Annotated in this window: 25 protein-coding genes; 17 read left to right on the top strand and 8 right to left on the bottom strand. The window is 55.4% G+C overall.

The window, feature by feature from the left end; translation table 11 throughout:
* Positions 1 to 260: 260 nt before the first annotated feature.
* The 6 genes from LKO31_RS11755 (at position 261) to LKO31_RS11730 (ending at position 6,181) form a co-directional block, all read left to right on the top strand.
* Positions 261 to 1,313, top strand: coding sequence for a hypothetical protein (locus tag LKO31_RS11755; RefSeq protein ID WP_227690760.1), 1,053 nt, complete (start codon positions 261 to 263; stop codon positions 1,311 to 1,313).
* A gap of 103 nt (positions 1,314 to 1,416) precedes the next feature.
* Complete coding sequence (locus tag LKO31_RS11750) at positions 1,417 to 2,871, top strand: aldehyde dehydrogenase family protein (RefSeq protein WP_227690759.1); 1,455 nt, start codon at positions 1,417 to 1,419, stop codon at positions 2,869 to 2,871.
* 33 nt (positions 2,872 to 2,904) lie between these two features.
* Positions 2,905 to 3,801, top strand: coding sequence for an NAD(P)-dependent oxidoreductase (locus LKO31_RS11745; protein ID WP_227690758.1), 897 nt, complete (start codon positions 2,905 to 2,907; stop codon positions 3,799 to 3,801).
* An 87-nt stretch (positions 3,802 to 3,888) separates the two neighbouring features.
* Entirely contained in the window at positions 3,889 to 4,920 is a 1,032-nt protein-coding gene (locus LKO31_RS11740; RefSeq protein WP_456115066.1) for an NADH:flavin oxidoreductase, read from the top strand.
* Between the two features lie 30 nt (positions 4,921 to 4,950).
* On the top strand, positions 4,951 to 5,730 hold the full coding sequence (locus LKO31_RS11735) for a glucose 1-dehydrogenase (RefSeq protein WP_227690756.1): 780 nt from the start codon (positions 4,951 to 4,953) through the stop codon (positions 5,728 to 5,730).
* A gap of 4 nt (positions 5,731 to 5,734) precedes the next feature.
* Positions 5,735 to 6,181, top strand: a complete 447-nt coding sequence (locus LKO31_RS11730; protein WP_227690755.1) for a nuclear transport factor 2 family protein — start codon at positions 5,735 to 5,737, stop codon at positions 6,179 to 6,181.
* Between the two features lie 52 nt (positions 6,182 to 6,233).
* Here LKO31_RS11730 and LKO31_RS11725 read toward each other — a convergent pair whose 3' ends face one another.
* From LKO31_RS11725 to LKO31_RS11710, 4 genes are all read right to left on the bottom strand, one after another.
* Positions 6,234 to 7,214 (bottom strand): NAD(P)H-dependent flavin oxidoreductase, encoded by a 981-nt coding sequence (locus tag LKO31_RS11725; protein WP_265104643.1) that lies wholly within the window; start codon positions 7,212 to 7,214, stop codon positions 6,234 to 6,236.
* Positions 7,215 to 7,809: 595 nt separating this feature from the next.
* The gene (locus LKO31_RS11720) at positions 7,810 to 8,748 is read right to left on the bottom strand and encodes an acyl-CoA dehydrogenase (RefSeq protein WP_227690754.1); all 939 of its coding nucleotides are present in this window, start codon (positions 8,746 to 8,748) and stop codon (positions 7,810 to 7,812) included.
* Positions 8,749 to 8,760: 12 nt separating this feature from the next.
* Positions 8,761 to 9,972, bottom strand: a complete 1,212-nt coding sequence (locus tag LKO31_RS11715) for an acyl-CoA dehydrogenase family protein (protein ID WP_227690753.1) — start codon at positions 9,970 to 9,972, stop codon at positions 8,761 to 8,763.
* A 24-nt stretch (positions 9,973 to 9,996) separates the two neighbouring features.
* Positions 9,997 to 10,869 carry a LysR substrate-binding domain-containing protein gene (locus tag LKO31_RS11710; RefSeq protein ID WP_227690752.1) on the bottom strand — a complete coding sequence of 291 codons (873 nt, stop codon included), beginning with the start codon at positions 10,867 to 10,869 and terminating at the stop codon, positions 9,997 to 9,999.
* Positions 10,870 to 10,982: 113 nt separating this feature from the next.
* On the opposite strand from LKO31_RS11710, the gene LKO31_RS11705 reads away from it, so the two are divergent.
* Complete coding sequence (locus tag LKO31_RS11705; RefSeq protein WP_227690751.1) at positions 10,983 to 11,783, top strand: crotonase/enoyl-CoA hydratase family protein; 801 nt, start codon at positions 10,983 to 10,985, stop codon at positions 11,781 to 11,783.
* Between the two features lie 2 nt (positions 11,784 to 11,785).
* Complete coding sequence (locus LKO31_RS11700; RefSeq protein ID WP_227690750.1) at positions 11,786 to 13,036, top strand: CaiB/BaiF CoA transferase family protein; 1,251 nt, start codon at positions 11,786 to 11,788, stop codon at positions 13,034 to 13,036.
* Between the two features lie 718 nt (positions 13,037 to 13,754).
* Here LKO31_RS11700 and LKO31_RS11695 read toward each other — a convergent pair.
* Positions 13,755 to 16,160, bottom strand: a complete 2,406-nt coding sequence (locus LKO31_RS11695) for a TonB-dependent receptor (RefSeq protein WP_227690749.1) — start codon at positions 16,158 to 16,160, stop codon at positions 13,755 to 13,757.
* Positions 16,161 to 16,787: 627 nt separating this feature from the next.
* Here LKO31_RS11695 and LKO31_RS11690 point away from each other — a divergent pair.
* Together LKO31_RS11690 and LKO31_RS11685 are read left to right on the top strand one after the other, a co-directional pair.
* Positions 16,788 to 17,822, top strand: coding sequence for a zinc-dependent alcohol dehydrogenase (locus LKO31_RS11690; RefSeq protein ID WP_227690748.1), 1,035 nt, complete (start codon positions 16,788 to 16,790; stop codon positions 17,820 to 17,822).
* A 358-nt stretch (positions 17,823 to 18,180) separates the two neighbouring features.
* Positions 18,181 to 19,149, top strand: a complete 969-nt coding sequence (locus LKO31_RS11685) for an aldo/keto reductase (RefSeq protein ID WP_227690747.1) — start codon at positions 18,181 to 18,183, stop codon at positions 19,147 to 19,149.
* On the opposite strand, the gene LKO31_RS11680 is transcribed toward LKO31_RS11685, so the two are convergent.
* The gene (locus LKO31_RS11680) at positions 19,146 to 19,439 is read right to left on the bottom strand and encodes a hypothetical protein (protein WP_227690746.1); all 294 of its coding nucleotides are present in this window, start codon (positions 19,437 to 19,439) and stop codon (positions 19,146 to 19,148) included. The genes LKO31_RS11685 and LKO31_RS11680 overlap by 4 nt on opposite strands.
* 17 nt (positions 19,440 to 19,456) lie before the next feature.
* Entirely contained in the window at positions 19,457 to 20,110 is a 654-nt protein-coding gene (locus LKO31_RS11675; protein ID WP_227690745.1) for a hypothetical protein, read from the bottom strand.
* 83 nt (positions 20,111 to 20,193) lie between these two features.
* On the opposite strand from LKO31_RS11675, the gene LKO31_RS11670 reads away from it, so the two are divergent.
* From LKO31_RS11670 to LKO31_RS15040, 3 genes are all read left to right on the top strand, one after another.
* Positions 20,194 to 20,880 carry a hypothetical protein gene (locus LKO31_RS11670; protein WP_227690744.1) on the top strand — a complete coding sequence of 229 codons (687 nt, stop codon included), beginning with the start codon at positions 20,194 to 20,196 and terminating at the stop codon, positions 20,878 to 20,880.
* A gap of 236 nt (positions 20,881 to 21,116) precedes the next feature.
* On the top strand, positions 21,117 to 21,851 hold the full coding sequence (locus LKO31_RS11665; RefSeq protein WP_227690743.1) for an enoyl-CoA hydratase-related protein: 735 nt from the start codon (positions 21,117 to 21,119) through the stop codon (positions 21,849 to 21,851).
* A 24-nt stretch (positions 21,852 to 21,875) separates the two neighbouring features.
* Positions 21,876 to 22,001: a hypothetical protein gene (locus LKO31_RS15040; RefSeq protein ID WP_265104642.1), complete on the top strand. Its 126-nt coding sequence runs from the start codon at positions 21,876 to 21,878 to the stop codon at positions 21,999 to 22,001.
* 411 nt (positions 22,002 to 22,412) lie between these two features.
* Here the strand turns inward: LKO31_RS15040 and LKO31_RS11655 are convergent, their stop codons facing one another.
* A complete protein-coding gene (locus LKO31_RS11655) occupies positions 22,413 to 23,174 on the bottom strand; it encodes an SDR family NAD(P)-dependent oxidoreductase (RefSeq protein WP_227690742.1) in 762 nt (253 codons plus the stop codon).
* An 84-nt stretch (positions 23,175 to 23,258) separates the two neighbouring features.
* Here LKO31_RS11655 and LKO31_RS11650 point away from each other — a divergent pair, with 84 nt between their 5' ends.
* From LKO31_RS11650 to LKO31_RS11635, 4 genes are all read left to right on the top strand, one after another.
* Positions 23,259 to 23,603, top strand: a complete 345-nt coding sequence (locus LKO31_RS11650) for a hypothetical protein (RefSeq protein ID WP_227690741.1) — start codon at positions 23,259 to 23,261, stop codon at positions 23,601 to 23,603.
* 49 nt (positions 23,604 to 23,652) lie between these two features.
* The gene (locus LKO31_RS11645) at positions 23,653 to 25,299 is read left to right on the top strand and encodes a class I adenylate-forming enzyme family protein (RefSeq protein ID WP_407699287.1); all 1,647 of its coding nucleotides are present in this window, start codon (positions 23,653 to 23,655) and stop codon (positions 25,297 to 25,299) included.
* 80 nt (positions 25,300 to 25,379) lie between these two features.
* The gene (locus tag LKO31_RS11640) at positions 25,380 to 25,484 is read left to right on the top strand and encodes a transposase (RefSeq protein ID WP_227690740.1); all 105 of its coding nucleotides are present in this window, start codon (positions 25,380 to 25,382) and stop codon (positions 25,482 to 25,484) included.
* A 295-nt stretch (positions 25,485 to 25,779) separates the two neighbouring features.
* Positions 25,780 to 26,038 (top strand): IS3 family transposase (locus tag LKO31_RS11635; RefSeq protein ID WP_227690739.1); only part of this gene is annotated, 259 nt, incomplete at its 3' end.

The following is a 26,038-nucleotide window of genomic DNA, read 5'->3' as shown; positions in this document are numbered from 1 at the left end:
TATACATAATGCATATGATTTGCGTATTTTAAAGATAAATTCGAAACGAATTCGAAAATTCGTAAGATGGTGATATTTTTCCCACAGGCGGACGCCCTGCTCGATTCGAATTTTAGTATAAGTAAGTACATACTATCTTTTCGATCAAGAGCAACACGCCTATCATTGCGACCGAATCAAAAAGGGAGACGATATGGCGATCAGGCCCTCACTGGCCCGTCAGCCGTTCCCCGATAAGATATGAAAAGGAGCCTTTTGGGATGAGTCAGCCTTCCATTTTCCGCCCTGTTGCGGAACCCCGTGTCATCGAAAACGCCTTCACCCCTGATCAGCATGAACGCATGCTCAATGTGGTACGCGAAAACGGCCCTTGGTCGCTGATCTTGGCGCAGCATTTCAAATCACCCGAAGAAGTGATTGCCACTACATCCGGCAGCATCCCCGAAGGCTTTACGCCCACTTGGGACATGTTCCTATCGCCCGTGTTTCGTGGTTATTTCGCCCAAGCTTCCACCATGCTCTACCCCGAAATCGAAGATTGCTTTTTAAACAGCAAATTCTTGGATTTGGTGCGGGGTTATTGGGGCGCAGCCTATGCGACCCCAGAAAATATGCTGTTCAATATCCAAGGCCCCTGCGGCGCTGGCGGCAGCCCGCATGTCGACGCCACACGTTTTCGCGGCGTGACGATGCATAATAGCCCAATCTGGCTGATGAACACGATGGTGAAATCCGGCCTGTTCAAACATTGGCAAGCCCGCAAAGCGCAAGTGATTAGCTGGTATTACAAGGGCCAGATTGGCGGCGGCTTTAACTATTGGCCCGAAGGCCCGCACGGCCAGCCCAAGCAGATTAACGCGCCCATGTGGGGCCGCGCCGTGGTCGTCGAAAATGAAATGATGTACCATTCGGCAGAATCCAATGGCCCCAGCCATATGCGCCGCCCCCAAGGTTTGGCGATCAATTCGATGATGCAGGCCAACACCGCTGAAAAGGGCGCGTGGCAGATTACCACCGATGGCCAAGTCGTTCAAAATATTCCAGAAGATGAGTTCCGCTTCCTTATCCACTGGGGCGCGGATATTTATATGGACTATGCCGAATTGAAGCGCGCCCTCGATCATAGCGACGATATCACGCATGAGCAGGTGTTTGATATTTTTGTCAAAGATTTGCGCGCACGCGGTTTGCAATTCGACGTCCCCACTGACCCGTTGACGGACAAGGCCTTCATCGGCCTGCTGACCCGCATCTATGATCCGGGTGTGCCCAGCATCTTCCCGCCGGAACCCACAGAACAGCTTGCCGCCTAATTGGCTTAGCACAGATACAACCGCTGACGGCGGGGCCATTGCAAAGCCTCTCGCCGTCAGCGGCGCATCCACCTTTCCATCCCTATCCTATGGCGGGATTTTTATGACGAACGACACGCTTTTCATCGGGCAAAATTATATCGACGGCGCGTGGCGCGATGGCGATACGCTTTTGGAAACATTTAACCCTTCCGATTTGGACGAGCAGGTCGGCCGCTATAGCAAAGCCAGCCCCGCCGACATCGAACAGGCGATGGATGCCGCCCATCGGGCGCTGCCCGCATGGCGCGGCTATAATATGCAGGCCCGCGCCGATCTGCTGCGCAAAGTGGGCGATTTGCTGATCGAACGATCGGCCAGCATCGGGCGCTTATTGGCCCGCGAAGAAGGCAAGACCCTGCCCGATGCAATCGGCGAAACGATCCGCGCCGCGCAATGTTTCCATTTTTACGCCGGCGAAGTGCTCCGCAATCCGGGCCAATGGCATGATAGTATGCGCGATGGTCATAATATCATCGTCAGCCATGAACCGGTTGGCGTGGTTGCGACGATTACACCGTGGAATTTCCCCATCGCTTTGCCCGCATGGAAATTGGCCGCCGCGCTGGCCTATGGCAATAGCGTGGTGCTGAAACCGTCCAGCTTTGTGCCTGCCGCCGCCATAATGCTGGTGCGCTTGCTCGACGAAATAGGCGTGCCCAAGGGCGTGGTTAATCTGGTGCTGGGCGATGGCCGCATCGCGGGCGATATCATGATCGATAGCGCCGACGCGCTGACCTTTACCGGCGGCACCGAAACGGGTCGCGCCGTACTGCAGCGCTCCGCACTGAGCATGACCAAAGTGCAATTGGAACTGGGCGGCAAAAACCCGCTGATCGTGCTGGATGACGCCGATATGGATTTGGCGGTCAGTATCGCTGCCAATGGGGCATGGATCCAAACCGGCCAACGCTGCACCGGCACCGAACGCTTCATCGTGGGCGACAAGGTTCATGATGAGTTTGTTGAACGGGTCGCAAAAGAAGCCAAAGCCTATCGGGTGGGCCATGCGTTGGATGCCGATACGCAAATCGGCCCCGTCGCCACGGCCCCGCAATTTCGCGCCAATTTGGAATTCATCGCCAGCGCCAAGGCGGAAGGTGCGGACCTCATCGCTGGTGGCTGCGAAGTGGAGTGCCGCACGCGCGGACTCTATCTCGCGCCCACGCTGTTTGCCAACACGCGCAATGATATGCAGCTTAACCGGCATGAAAGCTTTGGACCGATTGCAGCGGTGATTAAAGTGCAAGATTTGGATGAAGCCATATCGGTTGCCAATGACTGCGACTTTGCGCTGTCCGCTGGTATCGCCACGCAAAATCTGCGCGCTGCCGAGCAATTCCGCAGCAGCAGCAAGGCCGGAATGGTGATGGTCAACGCCCCCACGGCGGGTCTGGAATATCACGTCCCCTTGGGTGGCCGCGCGCCATCGGGCTTTGGCCCCCGCGAAACGGGAACGGCCAGCGCCGCTTTCTTCACCGAAATGAAAACCGCCTATATCAACCATGGTGTGATCTGACAGGCGGCATAAAAATTCAGGGATAGGATAGTTATGACACAGAAAATCGCTTTCATCGGTCTTGGCGCCATGGGCCTGCCGCTTGCGAAAAATTTGCAGCGCAAGGGCTTTGCCCTTCATGCGTTTGATATTGATGCCGCCCGCATGAGCGCGCTCGCGGAATTGGGTGCGGTGGCGACAGCCTCTATCCAAGAAGCGGTCAGCAGCGCGGATATCGTCATCACCTGCCTGCCCGCCACCGTGCATGTGGAAACGGTGGTTTTGGGCGCAGACGGCGTGCTAGCTCATATTAACGACGGCGCGTTACTGCTGGAAATGTCGACCATCGACGCCAATGCAACAGACCGCGTGGCCAAGGCCTGCGCCGCCAAAAATATCGCTTTTGTCGATAGCCCCATTGGCCGCTTGGTCCTGCATGCCGAGCGCGGCGAATCCCTGTTCATGGTCGGCGCGTCAGACGAGAATTTCGCCCGTGTCGAGCCTTTGCTCAACGCCATGGGCAACACCATCTTCCGCTGCGGCGCAGAAGGCATGGGCAGTCGCATGAAATTGGTGAACAATTTCCTCCTTCTCACTATCGCCGAAGTCAGCGCCGAAGCGGTCGCCTTGGGTACGAAATTGGGCCTCGATCTGGAAACCATCCTCAACGTCACCGGAGCCACCACCGCGCAAAATGGCCAGTTGCACACGCTGATGGTGAATAAGGTACTGAAGGGCGATGTGACCCCAGGTTTCACCATTGATTTGGCGCATAAAGACCTCACCCTCGCCATGACCGCCGCCAATGAACAGCGTTTGGGCTTGCCCGTCGGCTCTGCTGCCCATGCGGTTTACAGCGCCGCCCGCGCCACCCCGCGCGCGATCCAAGATTATAGCAGCCTGCTTGATTTTGCTTGCGACAATGCGGGCGTGAAGCCACCCCGTCTATAACCTTCGCGATTCATACCATCAAAACAGGACCAAGCTATGTCATCAGCCGATTTGTTTCAGCCCTTGGAGTTCCACCACGGGAAAGCCATGAACAATCGGCTAATGCTAGCCCCGCTCACCAACCAGCAAAGCCACGCCGATGGCCTTTTGTCGGATGAAGAGCATCATTGGTTGGCGATGCGCGCAGCGGGCGGCTATGGCTTGGTGATGACCGCCGCCGCCCATGTGCAAGCCAATGGCCAAGGCTTTCCAGGCCAGCTTGGCATATTTGGCGATCAACATCTGCCTGCGCTCACGCGGCTCGCCGATGATCTGCGCCAAAAGGGCGCGCTTTCGGCGGTGCAATTGCATCATGCCGGATATCGCGCGCCTGCCAATTTGGTGAACGATATCGTCTCACCATCAGGGGATGCAGATAGCGGCGCACGGGCGCTCAGCCTGGATGAAGTCTATCAATTGCGCGACGATTTCATCGCCGCCGCCTTGCGAGCCGAGCAAGCGGGCTTTGATGGGGTCGAGGTGCATGGCGCGCACGGCTATATCCTCAGCGCCTTTTTATCACCCGAACTCAATCGCCGCGACGATGAATATGGCGGCACGGCGGAAAATCGCGCGCGCCTGTTGCTCGAAATATTGGATGGCATCCGCCAAAGTTGCGACCCCGATTTCCAGTTGGGCGTGCGCTTATCGCCCGAACGCTTTGGACAAAATTTGGCTGAAGTCGTGGCGCTGACCCAAAGTATTTGCGCGACCGAGCGGGTCGATTATGTCGATATGTCATTGTGGGATGTGCGCAAGCGGCCCATCGACGCGGCAGAGGATGACAGCCGCTTGCTGCTCCATCATTTCACAGAGATTCCGCGCGGCAAGGTGCGTCTTGGCGCAGCGGGAAAAATCATGAACGGCCAGACCGCCCGCTGGCTTTTGGATCAAGGTTGCGACTTTGCCCTGCTAGGCCGTGCGGCAATTATCGAGCATGATTTTCCGCAAAAATTACAGAACAATGTCGATCATGCGGCGCCCGCTTTGCCAGTGACATCGGGCCATTTGACCGCGCAAGGCGTCTCCCCGAAATTTCAAAGCTATCTCTCGGGTTGGCCCAATTTCATCCAAGATTAAAATAGCAAAATAACGAGAGGAATTAGACAAATGAAACGCCTAGAGGGGAAAATCGCGATCATCAGCGGCGCAGCCCGGGGCATGGGCGAAGCGACGGCTCGGCTGTTTGTCGCCGAAGGCGCGAAGGTGGTCATCGGAGATATTTTGGAAGCAGAAGGCCAAGCCTTGGCTGCCGAACTCGGCGATGCCGCTGTATTTCATAAACTAGATGTCCAGTTAGAAAGCGATTGGCAAGCCGTCGTCGCCTTGGCGCAATCGCAATTTGGCAAGCTCGACATATTGGTGAATAACGCCGCCGTCGTACATTTCGCCGCCGCCGATCAAATGGTGCGCGCCGATGCAGAGCGCGTGCTGTCGATCAATGTGCTGGGCGTGATGATGGGCGTGAAACATGCCGTTCCGGCATTGAAGGCCAGCGGCAAGGGCGCGATTATCAATATATCTTCTGTCGATGGGCTGCGCGGCTGCAATGGGCTGACCGCCTATACCGCCAGCAAATGGGCGGTGCGTGGCATCACCAAAAGCTATGCTTACGAATTCGGGCCATATAATATCCGCTCCATCTCCATCCATCCGGGCGGCGTCGATACGGTAATGGGCAATCCGATGGGCCAAAGCCTAGAGGATTTGAACCGCAGCTATACCCGCGTGCCACTACAGCGCATCGGCCAACCCGAAGAAGTCGCCCGCGCCACTCTGTTCGCCGCCAGCGATGAGGCCAGCTACATCAATGGCGCGGAAATCGCCGTGGACGGCGGTTGGACGGCAGGTCTTTTCGAACCTGCCCTCCCCAACGGCCCGGTGCAATAAGGCGGTGACAGACGTTGAAAAACTTCTCGCTATCGAGGCGATCAAAAATCTAAAATCCCGTTATTTCCAGACCATTGATGGAAAAGATTGGGATGGCTATCGCGCCCTGTTCACCGATGATTTGGTCGCCGATATGCGCGCCTCAGCGGGCGGATATGATGAAAGCCAGCTCATCCATGGGGCGGACGCCTATGTCGGCTCCTTAGCTCCGATGCTGGTTGACGTCACCACCGTTCACCACGGCCATACGCCCGACATCACCGTCGAAAGCGAAAGCCATGCGCATGGAATTTGGGCGATGGAGGATAAATTATGGGTGGCAGCGGGCAGCGACCTGCCATTCCGCTTTATGCATGGCTATGGCCATTATCATGAAAGCTATGTCTGCCAAGACGGGCAATGGCGTATCCAAAAGATACGCCTGACGCGCCTGCATGTGGAAATAGGCTAGGTAAAAAAAGAGGCGGCCCTATCAAAAGGACCGCCCCTTCCCCCCAATCAGATCAGCGGCGCATAATCTGCAAACGCTGATCCAAAATCGCTTCCGCTTCACGGATGATGCGGGAAATAAGCTCGGCACAGCTTGGCACATCATGGATCAAACCCTGTACCATACCGGCCCAGAAAATCCCCTGATCCATATCACCGCTTTTCAGCATCTCGCGCCCTGCCGCGCCCGCCACCAATTCGGCGACATCGGAAAATTCCGCCGCAGGATTGCTCAAGCGCCGCGCCACTTCTTCGCTGACACTATTTTTGCCGACGCGGGCCGTGTTCTTGAATTGGCGGAAAATCATCACGCTGCCACGCTCGTCATTTTCCACATAGGCCTGCTTCACATTGGGGTGAATAGGCGCTTCTTGGGTGGCACAGAAGCGTGTGCCCATATTAATACCTTCAGCCCCCAAGCTCAGCGCCGCAATCAACCCGCGTCCATCGCCAAAGCCACCTGATGCCAGCAGCGGAATTTTCACCTTATCGGCCGCAGCGGGGATGAGAATCAGGCTCGGAATATCATCTTCCCCTGGATGGCCCGCACATTCAAAACCGTCGATGGAAATAATATCCACGTCCGCCCGCTCGGCCGACAACGCATGACGAACGGCGGTACATTTGTGCAAAATCTTAATGCCGTGCGGCTTCACCATTTCCCAAATTTGGCGAACGGCGGGCGATCCTGCCGTCTCCAAAATCTTCACCCCGCTGTCGATCACCGCCTGCGCATAGGCGGCATAATCCGGCGCGTTAATCGTGGGAAGTACGGTGATATTCACGCCAAAGGGCTTGTCCGTCAGGCTCCGGCAACGCTCAATTTCAGTGCGCAAAGCCTCTGGGCTCGGCTGGGTCAGCGCGGTAATAATGCCAAGCCCCCCCGCATTGGAAACGGCGCTCGCCAAGTCGGCGGTTCCCACTCCCTGCATACCGCCCTGCACAATCGGATGCTCGATACCCAAAATCTCGGTGATGCGCGTTTGAAATGCCAAGATTACGTCCCTTTTCTGCTTCGCGGCTGAAACCCTCCGTACGCGATCGGAAGCCTGTTGCTGGCCCAAGCCTGCCGAAATCCTCTCCCCTACCGCGACGGCTTATGACTTTACCAGTAAACACTTACAAATATGATCAAGCACAATCTTCCCCTTGTCATTTCTTCGGCCCGATCAACACTGCAAACTAGAGGTCAGCCCTTCATCAAAACGCTGGTTAAAAATTACGAGCCTACTCTGTGTGGGCGCACGCACCCGTTAAAATGTATATCATCTTGCTGTAGCCTCGCGCGGTTTCTTCGGTGAAGGCCAATTCCTGCGCCGTCTTGCCCCTGCGCTTGCCCTGCTCCATCTTCACATAGCCCAAGATCAGCGAATTGCGCGCCCCAATGCGGGCGCGCTAAGGAGTAAACAATACTAGAATGGCTTCAAATCGCGGCCTCGCATCAGAGAAGTAAAAAGAAGCATCAGCGCAAGAAAAGCAGCGTCCCTCCCGCAAGGCTGAGGACCTTCTACTTCATATCCCTACGCTGATGCCTCTCCTCCCCCGCGTCATCGACACTGGCAGCCCAATCTCAGTCTATTCGCAAACAGCTTATATTGCAGAACGGATGAACTGCGTGGTCGGGACGTCCGGCTGACCAAGCCGCGCATGGCCAACCACATCCGCCCAATAGGCTTCCGACCCATCCGCCATGCGCCATTCATTTAAACGGCGGGTGAAAAGTTGCAGATCATATTCTTCACTAATGCCAATTGCGCCATGTACGCCATGTGCAATGGGGGCAATTTGGGCTGCTGCAACGCTCGCATTATGTTTGGCTAAGGCGGCTTGCAAAGGGCTGGCATCCAGGCCGGCGCGCGCGCCCATGGCAGCGGCAATGCGGGCCGCAACCGCTTGTTCGGCAAGTACCGCCAACTGCTGTTGCACCGCCTGAAATTTGCCAATGGGCTTACCAAATTGCGCCCGATCATTGGCGTAAGCGACGGTCATTTCCAGCAACTGATGCGCCGCGCCAGAAATCGTCAAAGCCCGAAGAATCGCCGCGACCGGGCGCAATTCCGCACTGCCTGATAATGACACCACAGCGCTTCTATCGCCATGGACACCCGTGGCGCTGACTTCGGCAGCTTGCAACACAGGCGCCGTCGGCGAACCCGTCAAAAATGCCGAAGCAAAGCCCGCGCCAACGCATGGCTGCGCGCCGGTTACCAAGGCGATTGGCGCACTGCCATAATCGGCACCATATTCCACGCCTGCCCGCGCCAGCAAGGCCCGCGCCAACATCGTATCGCCAATCGGCAGCGGCAGGGCATGACGGCCCAACAGTTCAAAAATCGGCGCGGCATCCGACAGAGTCAATCCCGCCCCGCCAAACTCCTCGCCGACCAAAATATCCAAATAGCCAGAGGCTTCAACCGCTGACCAAATTGGCGCGACATCGCCGCTGACCTCCAGCGCCCGCACTGCTGCGGGGGTAGCTATATCGCTGAGAAGCCGTGCGAAAGGTTCGAAAATTTCCGACATGCTCATGGCCAAAAGATCCTAGCGAAGGCCAAGGCCGCGCGCGATGATGCCGCGCAAAATTTCACGTGTTCCGCCGCGCAGCGAAAAGCTGGGCGCGATATGGCTCAGGTAGTTCAGCGTTTTGAACAGCATTGGGTCTACCGCCTCATCGGGATGTGCCGCCAAATCCTCGGCGATCAGGCTGGGGATGCTCTGTTCCAAGCTGGTACCCAAATCCTTCACCAGACTGGCCTCCACGACCGGACTTTCACCCGCCGCAAGCTGCGCCGTGACAGCAATCGACATTTCCCGCAGCACAGCCAATTTCGCGGTCAAACCACCAAGCAAGCGTACAGACGCTTCGCTGCGGCCAACTTCGCGCAGATGGCTGGCCCATGCGTCGAGCAGAATAACCGACGAATAAATCCGCTCTGGCCCGCTGCGTTCAAAGGCGAGTTCGGCGTTGACTTGTTTCCAACCCTCGCCTTCCGATCCGACCAAGGCATCGGCGGGCAAGCGCACATTATCAAAGAAAACTTCCGCAAAATGGCTGTCGCCGGTCAAATCCTCAATCGGCCTGATCGTGATGCCAGGCAGGCTCAAATCGACGATCAGTTGCGATAGGCCCGCATGACGGTCTGCCGCTGTGCCCGATGTGCGGACCAGCGCGATCATATAATGGCTTTGCGGTGCATTGGTGGTCCAGATCTTCTGGCCGTTCAGTACCCAATGATCGCCATCCTTTTCCGCGCGCGTTCGGACGCTGGCGAGATCGGAACCGGAGCCCGGCTCGCTCATGCCGATGCAGAACAGTGCCTCGCCCTTACAAATTTTTGGCAAATAAAATTGACGCTGCTCTTCCGTGCCGAAACGGTGAATCAACGGGCCGCTCTGGCGATCGGCAATCCAATGCGCCGCCACCGGAGCGCCCGCGCTCAATAATTCTTCGACCACCACAAAACGAGCAAAAGGTCCGCGTTCCTGGCCACCATAAGCTTTTGGCAAGGTCAGACCCAAATAACCTGCTTGCCCCAATTTACGGCTGAATTCAGCACTATGGCCCGCCCATGTGCGCGCCCGTTTGTCGGTTGGCATATCCGCCACAGTGTCCGCGATCAGGGCGCGAAGATCCACCGCAAGGGCCGCATCAACGGACGGCAGAGAGGATATGGTTAAGCTATCGAACAAGCGAGGGTCTCCGACAAATGCCTTGATGATCTTTTTCTGCCAAGCAGGCTTTCGCTTGTCCAATATCAGTTTCTTCGAACACGATAGCTATTGAGTATCAATGGCCAATTCTATAAAGTTTCGCACGACCGCATCATTATTATCGCGGGCCGTCACACAGGCCGTTTCGATAACCACGGGCTTTTCCAACGGGATCAGCCGCACGCTGGGCGGCACAGCGCGGGCGGCGCGAGCCGGCACCAACGCCACGCCTAGTCCACTACGCACCAAGGCCAAAATGGCGCTCAATTGCGTCGCTGCTTGGGCGACATGCGGAATAAAACCAGCCTCATGACAAGCTGCCAAAGTCGCGGGATGCAGCACACTGACAGACGATTGAGTGATGAAATTTTGGTCCCGCAATTGTTCCAGCGCGATCTGCTCGTGCGCCGCAATGGGGCTATTCTCATTGACGGCGACATGAAATTCATCGCTGTCGACAATATGCGTTTCAACCGCCGCCGCCTCCATCAAAGGCACACGCACCAAGCCCACATCCAAATCCTTGCGCGCAATAGCGCGAACGATGTCGGTGCTGGTTGCTTCTTCTAAAATCAAGTCCACGTTCGGATATGTTTTGCGATATTCGGGAATGATGCGCGGAATAAGCTCGAAGGTCGCCGAGCCGATATAACCAACCCGCAAGCACCCTCTTTCACCCGCGACACTTTGCTTAACAGCGGCTTTGAATTTCTCTGCGCTTGCCAGTGTTTCCCGCGCCAAATTCAGCGCTCCGCGTCCTGCATCAGTCAAGGCAACGCCCCGCGTACCACGCACAAACAGCGGCGCGCCCAATTCCTGTTCGAGCTTGCGAATGGCAACCGTCAACGGCGGCTGCGCCATATGCAGCTTCTCTGCCGCCCGGTGGAAATTCAACGTTTCCGCCAATGCGACGAAATAGCGCAGGTGCCGAAGCTCCATGACATCCCCCAAATTTCGATACACCACGGGTATCACCTAGGTGCTAATCAATATTAGTATCAACTTACGCACCACTCTAAGCCTTGTAAATCTAATAAAAGCGGAGAGATTTCATGGAGCCCTTCCTTCAAGTTGAGCGCGATGGCGCAGTTGTGATCGCCACACTCGACCGGCCCGAGATGCGCAACGCCATCACCACCCAAGAAGAAATGGACAGCATCACGAAATTTTGCCGCGATATGGCGGCGGATCGCTCGGTACGCGCGGTGGTGCTGACGGGCACTGGCAAAGCCTTTTGCGCCGGCGGCAATGTGAAGGATATGCAAGCGAAGAAGGGCACATTCGCAGGATCCCCCTTCGATCAGCGCAACAATTATCGCACCGGCATTCAAACCATCCCGATGGCGCTGCAAGAATTGGAAGTGCCTGTTGTGGCCGCAGTCAATGGCCCAGCGGTGGGTGCGGGCCTAGATTTGGCCTGTATGTGTGATATTCGCATCGCATCAGACAAAGCCACATTCGCCGAAAGCTTTGTAAAGCTGGGTATTATTCCCGGCGACGGCGGCGCATGGTTTTTGCCACGGACCATCGGCATGGGGCTCGCATCGCTCATGACGCTGACGGGCGACACCATTGATGCGCAAACGGCGCTGCAATATGGTCTGGTGCAGCAGGTTGTACCGCATGACGAATTGCTGGGCACCGCCAAGGCAGTCGCTCAGCGTATCGCCGCCAATCCGGGCCACAGCACTCGGATGGCCAAACGCCTATTGCGCGAAGGGCAGGACATGAAACTCGGCCCGTTGCTGGAACTTTCTGCTGCGTATCAGGCCTTGGCGCATCACACCCAAGATCATGAAGAAGCGGTTGATGCGATGCTTAGCAAACGCACGCCCCATTTTCAGGATCGCTAAAGATGGTGGACGCATCAGGCACGACCACCGAACCCGCCGCCACTGGCCCCTTGGCAGGGGTGAGGGTGCTGGACCTTTCCCGTGTATTGGCAGGGCCATTTTCCACGCAAATTCTGGCGGATTTGGGCGCGGATGTCATCAAAGTCGAACAACCTGGTCAAGGGGATGACACGCGGCGCTGGGGCCCACCATTTTTGGACGACGGGTCGCGGGATAGCGCTTATTATCTGTGTGCCAATCGCAACAAGCGCTCGGTCGCCATCAATTTGGCTGACCCACGCGGGGCCGATTTGATCCGCGATTTGGCGAAAGATGTCGATATTGTCGTGGAGAATTTCCGTGTCGGCGGCCTCAAAAAATATGGTCTGGATTATGATAGCTTAGCAGCGATTAACCCACGCCTCGTCTATTGCTCGATCACAGGTTTCGGTCAAACGGGGCCTTATAAAGATCGCGGTGGCTATGATTTCCTAATCCAAGGGATGAGCGGATTGATGTCGATCACCGGCCGCCCTGATGACGAAGCGGGCGGCGGACCTATAAAAGTTGGCATTCCGATCAGTGACTTGGTGACCGGCCTTTATTCCGCCATCTCGATCTTGGCGGCGCTGCGCCACCGCGATGAAACGGGCGAAGGACAACATATTGATCTGGCGCTGCTCGACGCGCAATTGTCACTGCTCGCCAATCAGGGTAGTAACTATTTGAACGGTGGTATGATTCCGCGCCGTTTGGGCAATGAACACCCCAACACCGTGCCGTATCAAGATTTCTCGTGCAGCGACGGCGATATATTGCTTCCCTTGGGCAATGACAAGCAACTCCGCCAATTCTGCGAGATACTTGGCCGCCCCGATATTGCCGATGATCCACGCTTTTTCGACAATGCCGCCCGCAACGCCAACCGCCCTGCGCTGCAGGTGGAATTGCGTAAAGAAATCGGCAAATGGAAGAGCGACGAACTGATCGCGGCGATGGAAAAGGTGAAATTACCCTGCGGCAAGGTGAATGAAATCCCGCAAATTTTGGCAGATCCCCATGTCGCAGCGCGCGAGATGGTGCAGGATATCCATCGCAGCGATGGCACACCGGTAAAATTCATCGGCTTTCCCGCGAAATTTTCCAAAACCAAGGTCAATTATCGCATCGCCCCGCCCCGCACGGGCGAGGATACGGTAGCGGTATTGCAAAAATGTTTGGCTTTAGACCCAAGCAGTCTCTCCGCCTTAATGGCGGCAAACGTACTGGCCTAAAATCAGTGTCGACTAACCACGTGACGACAGGCATTTAACCTGCGACTGATCTTTAAACGAATAGTTCCAAGCGGGGATCGAGAGCGGTTTGAGCGGCTACGCTCTACTCCTTTTACATACCCCGCTTAACCTTCCTTCAGTTTCCGGATTTTTTCCACGATAAAGACACGGTAACAAACGCGCCAAATAGGCTCGCCCTATGCATAGCCGTCAGCATAGCCACCAAACGCAGTGGATTCCCACCATTAGCGGATAAACGCAAAGCTCCGGCGAAGCTCCGCCTCAGCATGGTCCCTATCCACCACGACAATCTTGTTCGACATGCTGAGCGATATCAGCGCCCATGTTGCCATAATGTTGGCCAGCTACGCCACATAATCTGCAGAGAAAGAGTGGCGACGCAGCAAGCCGACCCTTTTCAGAATTTCAGGCGCCGAAGCTGCCCACGACGGAAATCCTATGGCTGGCGATGTTGCTGGCATCGTCAGCAGCCAAGAATGCTGCTGCCTTGCCAATATCTTCCGACTTTTCGAAGCGCTTCATCGGCAGCATCCCTTGACATCTGCTCCCCTTACAGCGTCGAAATGGCCATCTTGTTGGCTCACCATAGCATTCTGGCCTTAGTCAATGCATTCTACCTCTAAGGCTGGGCAGCTAGATTTCGCTTCTTTTTGTCGAAAGCTAAATGGACCGGCCTTCAAGGCCGGTCCTGATCAGTTTAAAATTTAACGGCTGCGGTAAGGCCAAATTCACGCGGTGCCATCACATTCACTGTGCGATAACCACTTTCGAAAGGCCCAGCCAAGGTGTTTTCCACCATGTTGTTATCACCGATATTTGTCACCCGTGCTTGACCCAACACATTGCGGACAAAGACGTTAATATCCCAGCCGGCGTCCTCGCTGCGAACGCCGACAAACAGGTTCAGCAGTTCACGATGACGATATCGATAATCCGACCGTGTTGCGGTGAAAGATGGTCGATAATTCAATAAGGCGCGCAGATATGGTGTCACCGATCCCATCGGGGCACGAATTTCTGTATTCGCTGTCAGTGAGAAATCTGGCGTGTCAGACAAGCGACCATTTCGGCGGCAGAAGCTGACATTGTTTGTCCCCTGTATCACAGGCACTCCTGCCACTAATGTGTTGCAAGGTACGTTCGCGTTGTTGAAGCGGGCCTTAATATACGCAGCGTTCAAACCGAAATCCCAATTGTTGGTTGGGCGACCATTCAATTCAAGCTCCACACCCTTAATGGTGGCGTCGGCATTATAATTGAATGGGAAAAAACTAACCGGTGTCGATGATGGCGGGGTCGCGTTAGGGGTACCAACTGGAACACAGGCTCCGTTAAGCTCGGGGCAATTGTAGTAAATTTGATCGAAGCGCGACAAATAGCCGTCGATCTTTTGATAAAACCCGGTCAGGCCGAAATTAAGGCGGCGACCAAAGCTCGATCCCTTTACACCGATCTCCCAGCTGTCTGTCTTCTCAGGTTTCGTTTGGACCAAATCGTCGGACCAGCCAGGCTGCGAACCTACGCCAGCCGAACCAGCTCGAAAGCTGTGACCATAGGCTGCATATATATTGATGTCTGGCGTAACCCCGTAGCTGATGTTGATGCCGCCGGTGAAGGGCTTTTCCTTCACTAGCTGAAGATGTGCGGGCACACCCGGACTTGTAAAGTTAAATGGCGGCGCTGTCGGAACACCTGGGATCCCTGGCGAAGACGCCGTGACGGTGGCCGTGTAAACATTGTGGATCAACGAATATCGCAAACCGCCTTCGATTTTTAACGGTCCGGACTTAAAGCGTAAACCGGCATTGAAAGACCAAGTCCGGTCGGAAACGGGCACTTCAATATACGCGTTGATCGGCAAATAAGGATAAGAACCATAAACCGTTACGGGCGCAAAGAAGTTATCAGCCGCTTCATCCACGACGGTCACGCCTGATTGCTTGCGATAAAATGCACCAAGGTTCCAAGCCAAGCCTTCGTCGTTGTTCGACGCCAAGCGCACTTCACCAGAATTGATGCGCATCGGGATGAAAACGTCGGATGTACTAATATAGCCAGGGACAGCATTGGCCATATCCATATCGCGCTGGACAGTCTGAGTCGAATATTGATGTGCGCCCACAAAGGAAAGAGTCGCACCGCCAAAGTCATAGTTGATGTTGGCGTTGATCAAATGGCTATTCAAGCGATTGCGAAACAAACCGTCAGAAACCGCAGTATAGTCATTCGCAGTCAATGCCGGACCAGACAGAAGGTCGGGGTTTTTACCCGAAAAATCCTCCAAATAGACTGGGGTATTTCCTGCACCTATAACTTGTTGATATTGATTACGATCGGCTACCAGATACTGGTAAGTGAAATAGGCTTCCGATGCATCAGTTGGACGAAGGCCCACGGTTGCGCGAAAGCTTTGCGTGCTGCCGTATGAACGCTCACCGCCACGGTTGACATTGCGTACATGGTTTAAACGGTTGCCGTCGACCAGAACCGCAAGGCGCAGCGCCACGCTCTCGGAAAATGGCAAGCTGACGCCCCCTTGGACGTTATAACCGGCAAGGTCTGTGACCGTAGCTTGAGCATAACCTTCTACCACGTCAAAGCTAGGACGGCGCGCGGTGAACGTGATGGCTCCAGCAGGCGCAGACAATCCGCGCAATAATCCTTGAGGACCGCGCAGAACTTCTACCTGCTGCATGTCGTAAATTGCAGTATAGGCTACTTGCGCATCGACAGGCACTTCGTTGAAATAGATTTGCACCGAAGGAGATGTCCCTTGATCGGGATCAAATGCGATGCCGCGTAACGTGGTTGTATTATTACGCCCGGTTGTGTTGGTCATTTCCAATGCAGGCGACAGTTGCTGAATATCCTTTGCATCGAATATTGCTAGCTTTTCCAGCATTTCGCCCGTGGCAACGTTGATCGCCATGGCCACATCTTTCAAAGACTCACTACGGCGGGTCGCAGTCACGATAATTTCGTGATTATCCGAGGCCGGACTGACGCCATCCGCTTGCTGAGCCGAAACGGCAGCAGGCATCGTGCAGATCGTAGCGGCGCAACCGAAAAGCAGCGCACGCAATTCGAGTTTACGATTTACCATAATCCTCCCCTTTTTTTAATTCTTATCGTGATCATCCTGCCCCCCACCAGAAAGTCAGTAAGCGGAGATAAGGTATTTCCAGCGCAAACACGCGCACTCACCCTGTCCCTGCCCACTGGTCCATTCCATGAAAAACAAATGTAAGTTACTACTTACTAATCACAGACAATGAGTCAATAATCACGTTCAATATTCACCTGTTTGGGATGAACATGGGCCTTCGAGAATTTGGCTCGGGCCCCATTGATCTGACGGCTCAATTGCGATTCAGGCTGGATGAGGGGCCCTCAGGACGAGCGAATGCCATGCCGTCGAGCCCCTTCCGGTGCGCCATGACTCATGGAAACAATCGGCTTAAACCAAATCGCCGGCTCATCCGACAGCCAATACGGTTCGCCCATGGTCGGCCTTCCGGAGACTGGATCAGATTAGCTCCCTCTTATCAATGGATTTTGGTCCTGATTTGGGTACAACTATCTTTCTTCGGGCGTGGCGGATATTCCGAAACAGGTCGGTTTCAATGCGCAAACACGCCACTATATTGGGTTTCTTCGGCCACATCGAATTCGTGGGCGTAACCTTGACAATCCATCATTATATTATAAGTGAATATTTACTTATAATATAATGATGGAAAATCTGGTGCGTGCAGCAACATTCCAAGGCGTAGGCCGAAAATTAACCGTCGAGGAAGTCGCAGACCCCACACCAGCTGCGGACGAGGTCATATTAGCGATTGCCTATGCTGGCATTTGCGGTTCCGATCTGCACATGGCTAAATCTGAATATACGCCCCACGGTTTGATTTTTGGCCATGAGTTCTCTGGAGAAATTGTTTCCCTTGGTTCGCGCGTAAAAAAATACGGGGCTGGCCAGCGGGTCACCGCGTTGCCGCTCACCCCCTGCCGACAGTGTGATGCCTGCTACAAGCATTTACCAGCCCTTTGCCCATCGAATCTCTTTCTCGGTTGCTCGCTAGAAGCCCAAGGTGCTTATGCACAATATTTGGCTGTCCGCGCGGATATGCTCCAGCCTTTGCCACAAGGTATCAGCTATGAAGAAGGAGCGATTGTCGAACCTTTGGCGGTGGGCCGTCATGTTGTTAGTTTAGCAAATATGCCACGCGGGGCATCTGTATTGATCCTTGGCGCCGGTCCTATCGGCGCAGCAGCCGCTCTATTCTCCCGTCATGCCGGCGCATCGCATGTCGTTGTTAGTGACCCTTCCGCGGGTCGCCGCGCGCATGCCAAGCTCATGGGCGCAACTGCGGTCATCGATCCCTGTCATCAAGATGTTAGAGCCGCTTATTCCGCCGCAACAGGAGAAGATAGCCCACGCTTTATTTTGGAATGTGTTGGCATCGAGGGAATGCTTCAACAAGCCGTTACTTTAGCAGCAGCGCGCGGTAAAATCGTAGCAGCAGGCGTACTGTTTACCGATGATCGGCTTTCCCCCATCGTCGCCTTAGGCAAGGAACTGACCATCCAATATAGCCAAGCTTATCAAGTAGGTGATTTCGAAGCTGTCATAACGGCGCTGGCGAAGCGCGAAATCGATGCACAGCCTATGCACACCGCTACGGTGTCGCTCACTCAGCTGCCTGATATGTTTGAAAGTCTCAGTCAACCAAGCAATCAAGCTAAAGTTTTGATCCGACCCTAAAATATTGAAGCAAGGAAAGACAGAACCTTCCTTTGTCTCATTTCAACAATCATAACTTCGGGCATGACCTTAGGATGATGCCCGAAGTTAGTCCCTAAGTGTTTGAACCCGTCATATGCCAGCACACTATCTAGCAGGAATAAAAGAAAGCCATATGAAGACAGCTTCGCTTGGGGAACGTCTCGACAGCATAGGCTTTCCAAGCACGGATACGACGATCACTAGAGTCTATATCTCAGATAATATTGAATAAGTTCAAAACCGCGTACCATTATTCTCATCTAATCTTTCAGGAAAACCAACGCCAACTTGGCTGAACGAGCCCCACCACAAATGATGTATGGAGGATTACAACCAAATGCTCAAAAAGCAGACCTTGAACGGAACCGATCTGAATGTAAGCAATCTTTGCTATGGTACCAACATGCTAGGCTGGATGCTTGATGAAAGCGCATCCAACGCGATCTTGGACGTCTTTGTATCATATGGCGGCAATTTCATTGATACCGCCCGCAGCTATGGCGATTGGATGCCGGATGCCCCTGCCGGTGCCAGCGAACGCGCCGTGGGCGCTTGGCTGAAAACCCAAAAGCGCGAAGATATTGTGATCGCCACCAAAGGCGGCTTTTTCGACATGCGCCTTGGCGATTATCGCAACCGCGTAACCCCCGAAGATGTCGCGCAAGATTTGGACCAAAGCCTCGACCATTTGGGCGTGGACAGCATTGATCTTTACTTCCTGCATATGGACAATGAAGAAACACCGGTTCAGCCCATCATCGACGCGCTGATTGAGCACCGTGAAGCGGGCCGTATCCGCCATTTCGCCGCATCCAACTGGTCGGCAGCGCGCATTCAGCAAGCCAATGCCTATGCCGCCAGCATCGGCAAAGCCGGTTTTGTCGCGTCGGAAACCTTCTGGGGCCTCGCCCTACCGGAAGTGAATGCGGCGGTGGCCCAGGGCTATCAGCATCATTATGAAGGCGAATATGAAGCGCTGCACGCAAGCGGCCTACCGGTCATCGCATATGCGGCGCAATGCGGCGGCTATTTCTCAAAGCTGGAAAAGGGCGCTGACGCCGTTGGCGAACAATTGGCCGCTCGCTACGCCAACCCCGCCAATAGCAAGCGTTTTGAAGCGGTGAAGACTCTGGCCGTCAAGCATGGCCGCACCGTCAATGAAGTGGTGCTGGCTTATTTGATCAACCAACCCAACCAAACCATCCCTATCTTCGGCGGCTCTAGCGTTAGCCAAGTCGAGGCCAGCTTAAAAGCCGCTGACCTCGTGTTGACCGCAGAGGAACTGGCGCAATTGCGGGCAGCTTAAACGCTGCCCGCAGGCTGAGCGAGTGCATGGCGAACGCTGTGCACCGCTCGGTTGGCGCGAGCGTTGCGATCTTCGTGCGCAATCGCGCCATTGCGCGGGATCCCAACGCTAATATGGCAATGCTCGGGCAAGGCCGCTACAAAGCCCGCCACGTCAAACACCCCTTCGCCTGCCAACAGACGCGCCTGCGAGGCTTCTTCGTCCAGTGTGTCAGCGGTGCATTCCGCAGGACCATCGGCGACTTGGCCGTACAGAATAAATTCCGGCGGTGCAGCCGCCAGCTCAGTCACCGTTCCGCCCGACCGCATCAGATGCAGGAAATCGGCATTGTTTCCCACACGACCTGGCCGATCAATCGCCTGCACCAATTCCAGCGCTTCGGCCAACGAACGGCATTGCGACACCGGATAAAAAATCCCAGCGCCACCCCCAGACCATGTTTTTCCGCCAGATCGCCAAAGCGGCCCAGTTTGTCCAAGCGGCGCTCCTCATCACGATCATAGATCAGCCCATTGACCAGCTTCGCTCCCAATTCTGCGGCGCAAATCAAGGCCGGCTCCAATTCGCACACATCAGTGCGGCCCGCGATGGTGAAGGGATAGGCCAAGTCCAGCGTCGCGCCACTCGCCGCCAAATGCGCCCGTAACGCCCGCCGCTGCGCCGCATCGCCATAAACGTCGAACAGCGGCATCTGCGGCAGAACGGCCATCGGCTCCATAAACAAACATATGCCCGCGCAGCCCGCTTCAGCGGCAGCGGAAACCAGTTCCATCCGGCCTGCATCCACCACCGTAATATGATCCAGCGCCAATCGCTTATTCTGCAAGCCTCCCCCACGCTGCCCCTGCAAATCATTGCCACGGGGCGCTACGATGATCGCTTTGAACGCGTAGACGGCCAATGGCGCTTCACCTTTCGGGACTGTCGCCTGCTCGATTACACGGGTGATCTCAGCCAGCATCTAAAATTGCCAGTCCCTGCTTGAAGCCCTTCGCAGTTGATAGTAAGCAAACACTAACATAATTTCAGGGAGGGAAAGTCATAGTGACTCAAAACATTACCGCAACGGCTACCGCGCCATCAGGCCTCAGCATGGGCCATTTGGCCGTGCATTATTATGATGCCTCAGACGCCGAAGTCGCCGCAAAATTGCTGCGCGCCATCGGCCTTGTCGAAACCCAAATGCTGCCGCTGCCTCAGGGGAATTTTTATCGCTACGTCGTGGGCGAAAATCATTTCGCGCGCGGCGATGGCATTATCTATCTATCCGCCCTGCTGGAACCACAGCGCATTTTGATCGACGCTATCACCAGCAAATTGGGCGTCGGCACGGCAGAGGAAGACCCTGCCGTTCAGGGCTTTCGCGATATGATGTCGCAAGATCCCGAAGCCAGCTTCCATTTCGGCTTTCTGATGAACTCGCTGGAAGAATTGGAAGCCATCGTGCTGGATTTACGCGAAAAAGCGGAAACAGATCCCGATTTTAAAGACCGCATCAATATCGTGCTGAACCGCGCGATGAAGGGCGATGCTGATGTCGATGCGCGTTTGGATGCCTCGCCCATTTATGCTGATGCAACCCGTTTTGCTTATGGCCGGCGCGGCGTGCAGGCCTTTATTGAAACCGACATTTTGCGCTCCGGCCAATTGGGCGATAAGATGGTAATCGAATTGGATTATGTATTCCCCGACAGCGACAGCCATATTTTGTCGGTTGTGGAATTCGGCTGACGCTTCGATCAAATTAGCCACCGGACCCTAACCCCGCCCAACGTTTCGAAGCCGCCTATCGCATCCTGAAACTAGGAGCGTGCAATAGAGATCAACGAATATAAAATACGCAACAAAAAGCGAAAAGCGGCCGGTGCATGATCTCAACTTGGACCGCCTCGGTTTAAGCGCTGATTAGATTGCGGGTGCCTTTGCCTGTTACCGCGCCCATTACAATACAACTTAAGGACTTGTTCATGCACGATTATATCACCATCCGCTATGAGGTTAAGGATGGCCTACTACGCCTCACCTTGAATCGCCCCGAACAAATGAACGCTTTCACCGTCAAAATGGCCTATGAACTCGAGGCCGCTTATGATCGCGCTAGCGAAGATGATAATGTTGGTGCGATTTTGGTGACGGGCGCCGGCAAAGCTTTTTGTGCGGGCATGGATTTATCAGTGGACGGCAATGTCTTTGGGCTTGATGAAAGCCAAAATCCAACTGTTGCGGACATGCAGACCCGCCCCGTATCCGAAGCCATGGAACAAGGTGTGCGCGATACAGGTGGCCGCGTGGCGCTCGCTATGCACCGCTGTCTCAAGCCAATCATTGGCGCGATCAATGGCCCCGCCGTGGGTATAGGTGCAACCATGACGCTGCCTATGGACTTCCGCTTTGCATCAGATCGCGCCCGCATCGGTTTTGTTTTTGGTCGCATCGGCATCACCCCAGAGGCTTGCTCTACTTGGTTCCTACCTCGTTTAGTGGGAATGGAAACGGCACTAGAGCTGCTCTACCGCGCCGACATCCTTTCAGCACAGGAAGCGATGGAAAAGGGCCTAGTTCGCGAGGTGCTACCTGCGGACGAACTGCTGACCAAAGCAGAAGCTTTTGCGCGCAGCCTGATCGCCAATCGATCGCCTGTTAGTATGGCCCTGATCCGTCAAATGCTGCTGAACAACAGCGCCTTGCCTACACCGCGCTAAGCGCATGATATTGAATCACTCGCCATGTTCTATTCCAGTATCGGTGACGGCAAGGAAGGCGTGGCCGCATTTTTGGAAAAGCGAGCACCAAAATTCGGTGAAAAGGCATCGCGCATGCCGCCCTTTTACCCATGGACCCCCGAACAATAATCATTCCATACATGAAAATAAACATGAAAATAAAGTCGCATTCTTTGCGCCTAAAAGTCCGCTTGAGAATGTTTTGATCGGTTGTGTCCGTTGTGATTCAAGCTTTGCATGTGGGCCGTGCGAACCGTAGCCGGATGGCTAAATTTGAGAAGTGCTCAAAGCGCCATCCGCTCACTGCCTCACGCTGCCACCAATCCGAAACAAATTTGCGCGATGAGCTCGACGCGCTACGCTATTTGGTTTGTGCAGGGGAGGATGGCGGATGCTGCCCAACGACGTTCCGCCTTGGCAGACGGTATGTTGGCGGTTCCGCCATTTTATGCCCCAATTGCTTTTCCGGACCATTCGCGAAGTCACGCTGCTTCTTGATCGTGATCGCCAAGGACGAGTGCAAAGTTCGACCGTCGCGATTTAACGAAGTAATGCGCCGCCATTGATATGGAGAACCTGGCCGTTGATCCACGTGCCGTCGGCCGACAACAACATCGCCGCAACAGCGGCGATATCATCGGCGCTACCAACACGAGGGCTGCGCATCTGGCTCAGGCTAGAATCAGTCCATTCTTGAGGGACCTGCCCGCCTGCGATCATCTCGGGGGTCATGACAAACCCAGGCGCGATACAATTCGCGGTGATCCCGTCCTTTCCCCATCTGCTGGCGACGTGGCGCATCAATGCGTTGATTCCGCTCTTCGATGCCGCATAGGCTGGTCGTTCGGGCTCGCCCATGTCGCACGCTCCCGAGCTGGTGTAAACGATAGCTCCTCCGCCCGAAGCAAGAAGGCGCGGGATCGCGGCTCGCGTGCATATCAGATGACCGCGCAGATTCACTGCGATCGTGCGGTCGAATACGGCAAGATCGACATCGAGCGCGTTCGTGTCCTGAAAGATGGTGCGCAGATCGGCTGCGTTGACATGCACGCCGTCTAGCTTGGGCATGCTGGACGAAACCATAGTAAAGGCCGCGTCGACCGAGGTCTCGTCGGAGATGTCGATCGGCACGGCGAAGGCTCCGCCACCAACGGCGGCCGCGACCCTCCGCGCGCCGTCGATGTCGATGTCGGCGGCACAGACGCGGGCCCCCTCGTTCGCAAGGCGTTTGACCGTCGCCGCGCCGATCCCCGACGCAGCCCCGATCACCAAGATTCCCTTGCCCTCCAGCCGATTGGTCATTTTTCCCTTCTCCTTAAAGTAAGTGTCTGCTAACTTTCAAATCCAAGCAGAGCAAGAGCCTTTCGCTGGACCAAGGAGAGGGACGTGACGACAGGCATCGACGCGGCGACGGTCAAACGCGTGGCCGCGATGAGACGTATCGGCATCGCGCATAGCTATCACATGCGCAATATCGAGTTCGGAACGTCGTCGCAGACCGTCATCGGCCGTATCGCGATGAGGGTTCTTGATCCGATCGACATATCCGAACGCCTGAAAGGCCGTGCCTGGCAACGTCATCTGAAGAATGTTGCACTAGCAAGTGGCCTACAGGCAACGGAACAGATTCGGGTTCTCCATGTCCATTTCGAACAGAAGCTGCCGTTCAGCACGGTCCGGATGGAGGTAGCGGCCAACAGCCTCGCCTTCTTCCGCCAATCTTGCGCCTAGTCACGGAATCAGCACTTTAATCTCGCTACACCACATTCATGCGCGACAAATATCGATACTCGGGAGACGCACTATCACCAATTCCACATCCCGTCCGCCTGCAACCACGGAAACACCTACACGTCCTGAGTTACGGCGCGAGCATCATTTTGGCCGCGAAACGCCCTGCTTTGCCAATAGGCCGTCCAGTCTCGCCGCTTCCTTACGTCGGGCAGCCAGCAGCGCGGCGGATGCCGAAGCCTTCGTCGAAGGCGAACGGCGTATCACCTATCGGATGCTTCTCGGTTCAGCGGAACGCGTTGCGGCTGCGCTGGCGGGCATGGGGGTCGGAAGTGGCGACCGCGTTGCGATCTTACTTCGAAACAGGGTGGAATTCCCGATCATCTTCTACGCCTGCTCGATCCTCGGCGCAATTGCGGTGCCGATGAACCTTCGCCAGTCGGCCGATGAGACGCTGTTCGCGCTCAATCAGTCGGGCGCGCGCATTCTCTTCCATGAAAGTGACGCTCGGCTTCCCGAGTCGACAGCGACGCCGAAGCTTGGCCTGCGCATCGAAATCACCGATCGTGGCGGATTGCCCGAAGCAGCGATGCGGACTTTTGCCCCCGTCGACGAGAAAGCTACCGCCGCAATTCTTTATACGTCTGGAACAACCGGGCGCCCGAAGGGTGCAGTGCTAACTCATTTCAGCATCATCCATTCGGTGCAGCATTATCGCTACCATTATGACCTGCGCTACGGCGAGCGGAGCTTACTCGCTGTCCCCGCCTCCCATGTAACCGGACTCGTCGCGCTGATCGCAGTAAGCGTGGATCTCGCCGGATGCCTCATCCTCATGCGCGAGTTCAAGGCTGAGACATTCCTCGAACTCGCCGCGAGCGAAGCGATCGGCTACACCCTGATGGTGCCGGCTATGTATATCTTGGCGATGATGAGCCCTGCTTTCGACCCCAGTCGCCTCGATGCGTGGCGCGTTGGCGGATTTGGCGGCGCGCCCATGCCCGCCTCAACGGTCGCTGAACTATCTGGGCTTCTTCCCAACCTCAGACTTCACAATACCTATGGCGCGACCGAGACCAGCTCCCCGGCGGTGATCATGCCAAGTGAAGAGGCGGCGCTTCATAATCACGCCATCGGAAGGCCAGTCCTTTGCGCTGATATCCGAGTCGTGGGAGAAGATGGCACACCGGTTCCCGCAGGTGAAACTGGTGAAATATGGATTGCTGGGCCGATGGTAATCCCTGGATATTGGAACGATAATGCAGCGACCACTGCAAGCTTCTCCGGCGGCTTTTGGAAATCGGGGGATATCGGAAGCATCGATGCCGCTGGCTATCTCACGCTTCACGACCGCAAGAAGGACATGATTAGTCGCGGAGGCTTCAAGATCTACTCCGTCGAGGTAGAGAATATCCTCGCGGCCGATCCCCAGGTCATCGAAGCTGCTGTCGTCGGGCACCCCTGCCCAATTCTTGGCGAGCGCGTCAAGGCCTTCGTCTACGCCGTCGGCGCTGATACCGCGCTAGAGGAGGACTTACGCATGAGCTGCGCTACGCTACTATCGGATTATAAAGTCCCAGAACGGATATTTGTCGAGCACGTGCCTCTGCCGAGAAACGCCAATGGAAAGATATTGAAGGCAGAACTTCGCGAACGGCTTGCCAATCCATCCACACTCTCGAGGGACATCACGTGAGAGAAACGCCGTAGGTGGACTTGTACCGGTTTTGTGCCGGTCACCTGAGCGATTAGAGCTCGCAGCAGGAAACCAGCGAGATGACCAAGCATAGTGAAGAGTTTAAGCAGGAGGCGGTTCGCATTGCGCTGACCAGCGGGCTTTCGCGTGAGCGCGTGGCCAGGGATTTGGGCATTGGCAAATAGACGCTGGGTAAATGGCTGTCGCAATATCGGCCTGGCGACCTGACTTCAGCGCCGCAGGCTGACCTGGCGCGTGAGCATGAGCGCCTTCGCCTTGAGAACCATGTGCTGCGGGAGGAGAAGAAAATTCTAAAAAGGCGACGCAATTCTTTGCGAGCCAAAAGCCGTGAGGTTTGCTTTCGTACATAGCTGGCGGCATCGCTGGCCTGTTGAGCTACTCTGCCGTGTCATGCTTGTCAGCGAGCGCGGTTATCGTTCCTGACGCTCGCGACCTATCAGTCGGCGGGAGCGGGCGGACATGAAAGTGCTGGCCCATATCCGGGAACAATACAGCCTTAGCCTCGGCAGCTATGGTCGTCCGAGGATGACGATGGAATTGAAGGAGGTTGGGCTCGACGTTGGCGAGCACTGGGTCGGGCGGCTGATGAAGATCAACGAGATCAAGCCGGTCCGCACGCGCAAGCACAAGGTTACGACGGATAGCCAACATCGCCTGGGTGTCGCGGCGAACTGGCTGGACGGGGATTTTGCCGCTGATGCTCCCAACCGTAAATGGG

Origin of the sequence: Sphingopyxis yananensis (assembly GCF_020687785.1) — a bacterium.
GTDB lineage: Bacteria > Pseudomonadota > Alphaproteobacteria > Sphingomonadales > Sphingomonadaceae > Sphingopyxis > Sphingopyxis yananensis.
The sequence above is the reverse complement of the archived record's forward strand: the minus strand, read 5'-3'. Positions and strand labels throughout refer to the sequence as shown.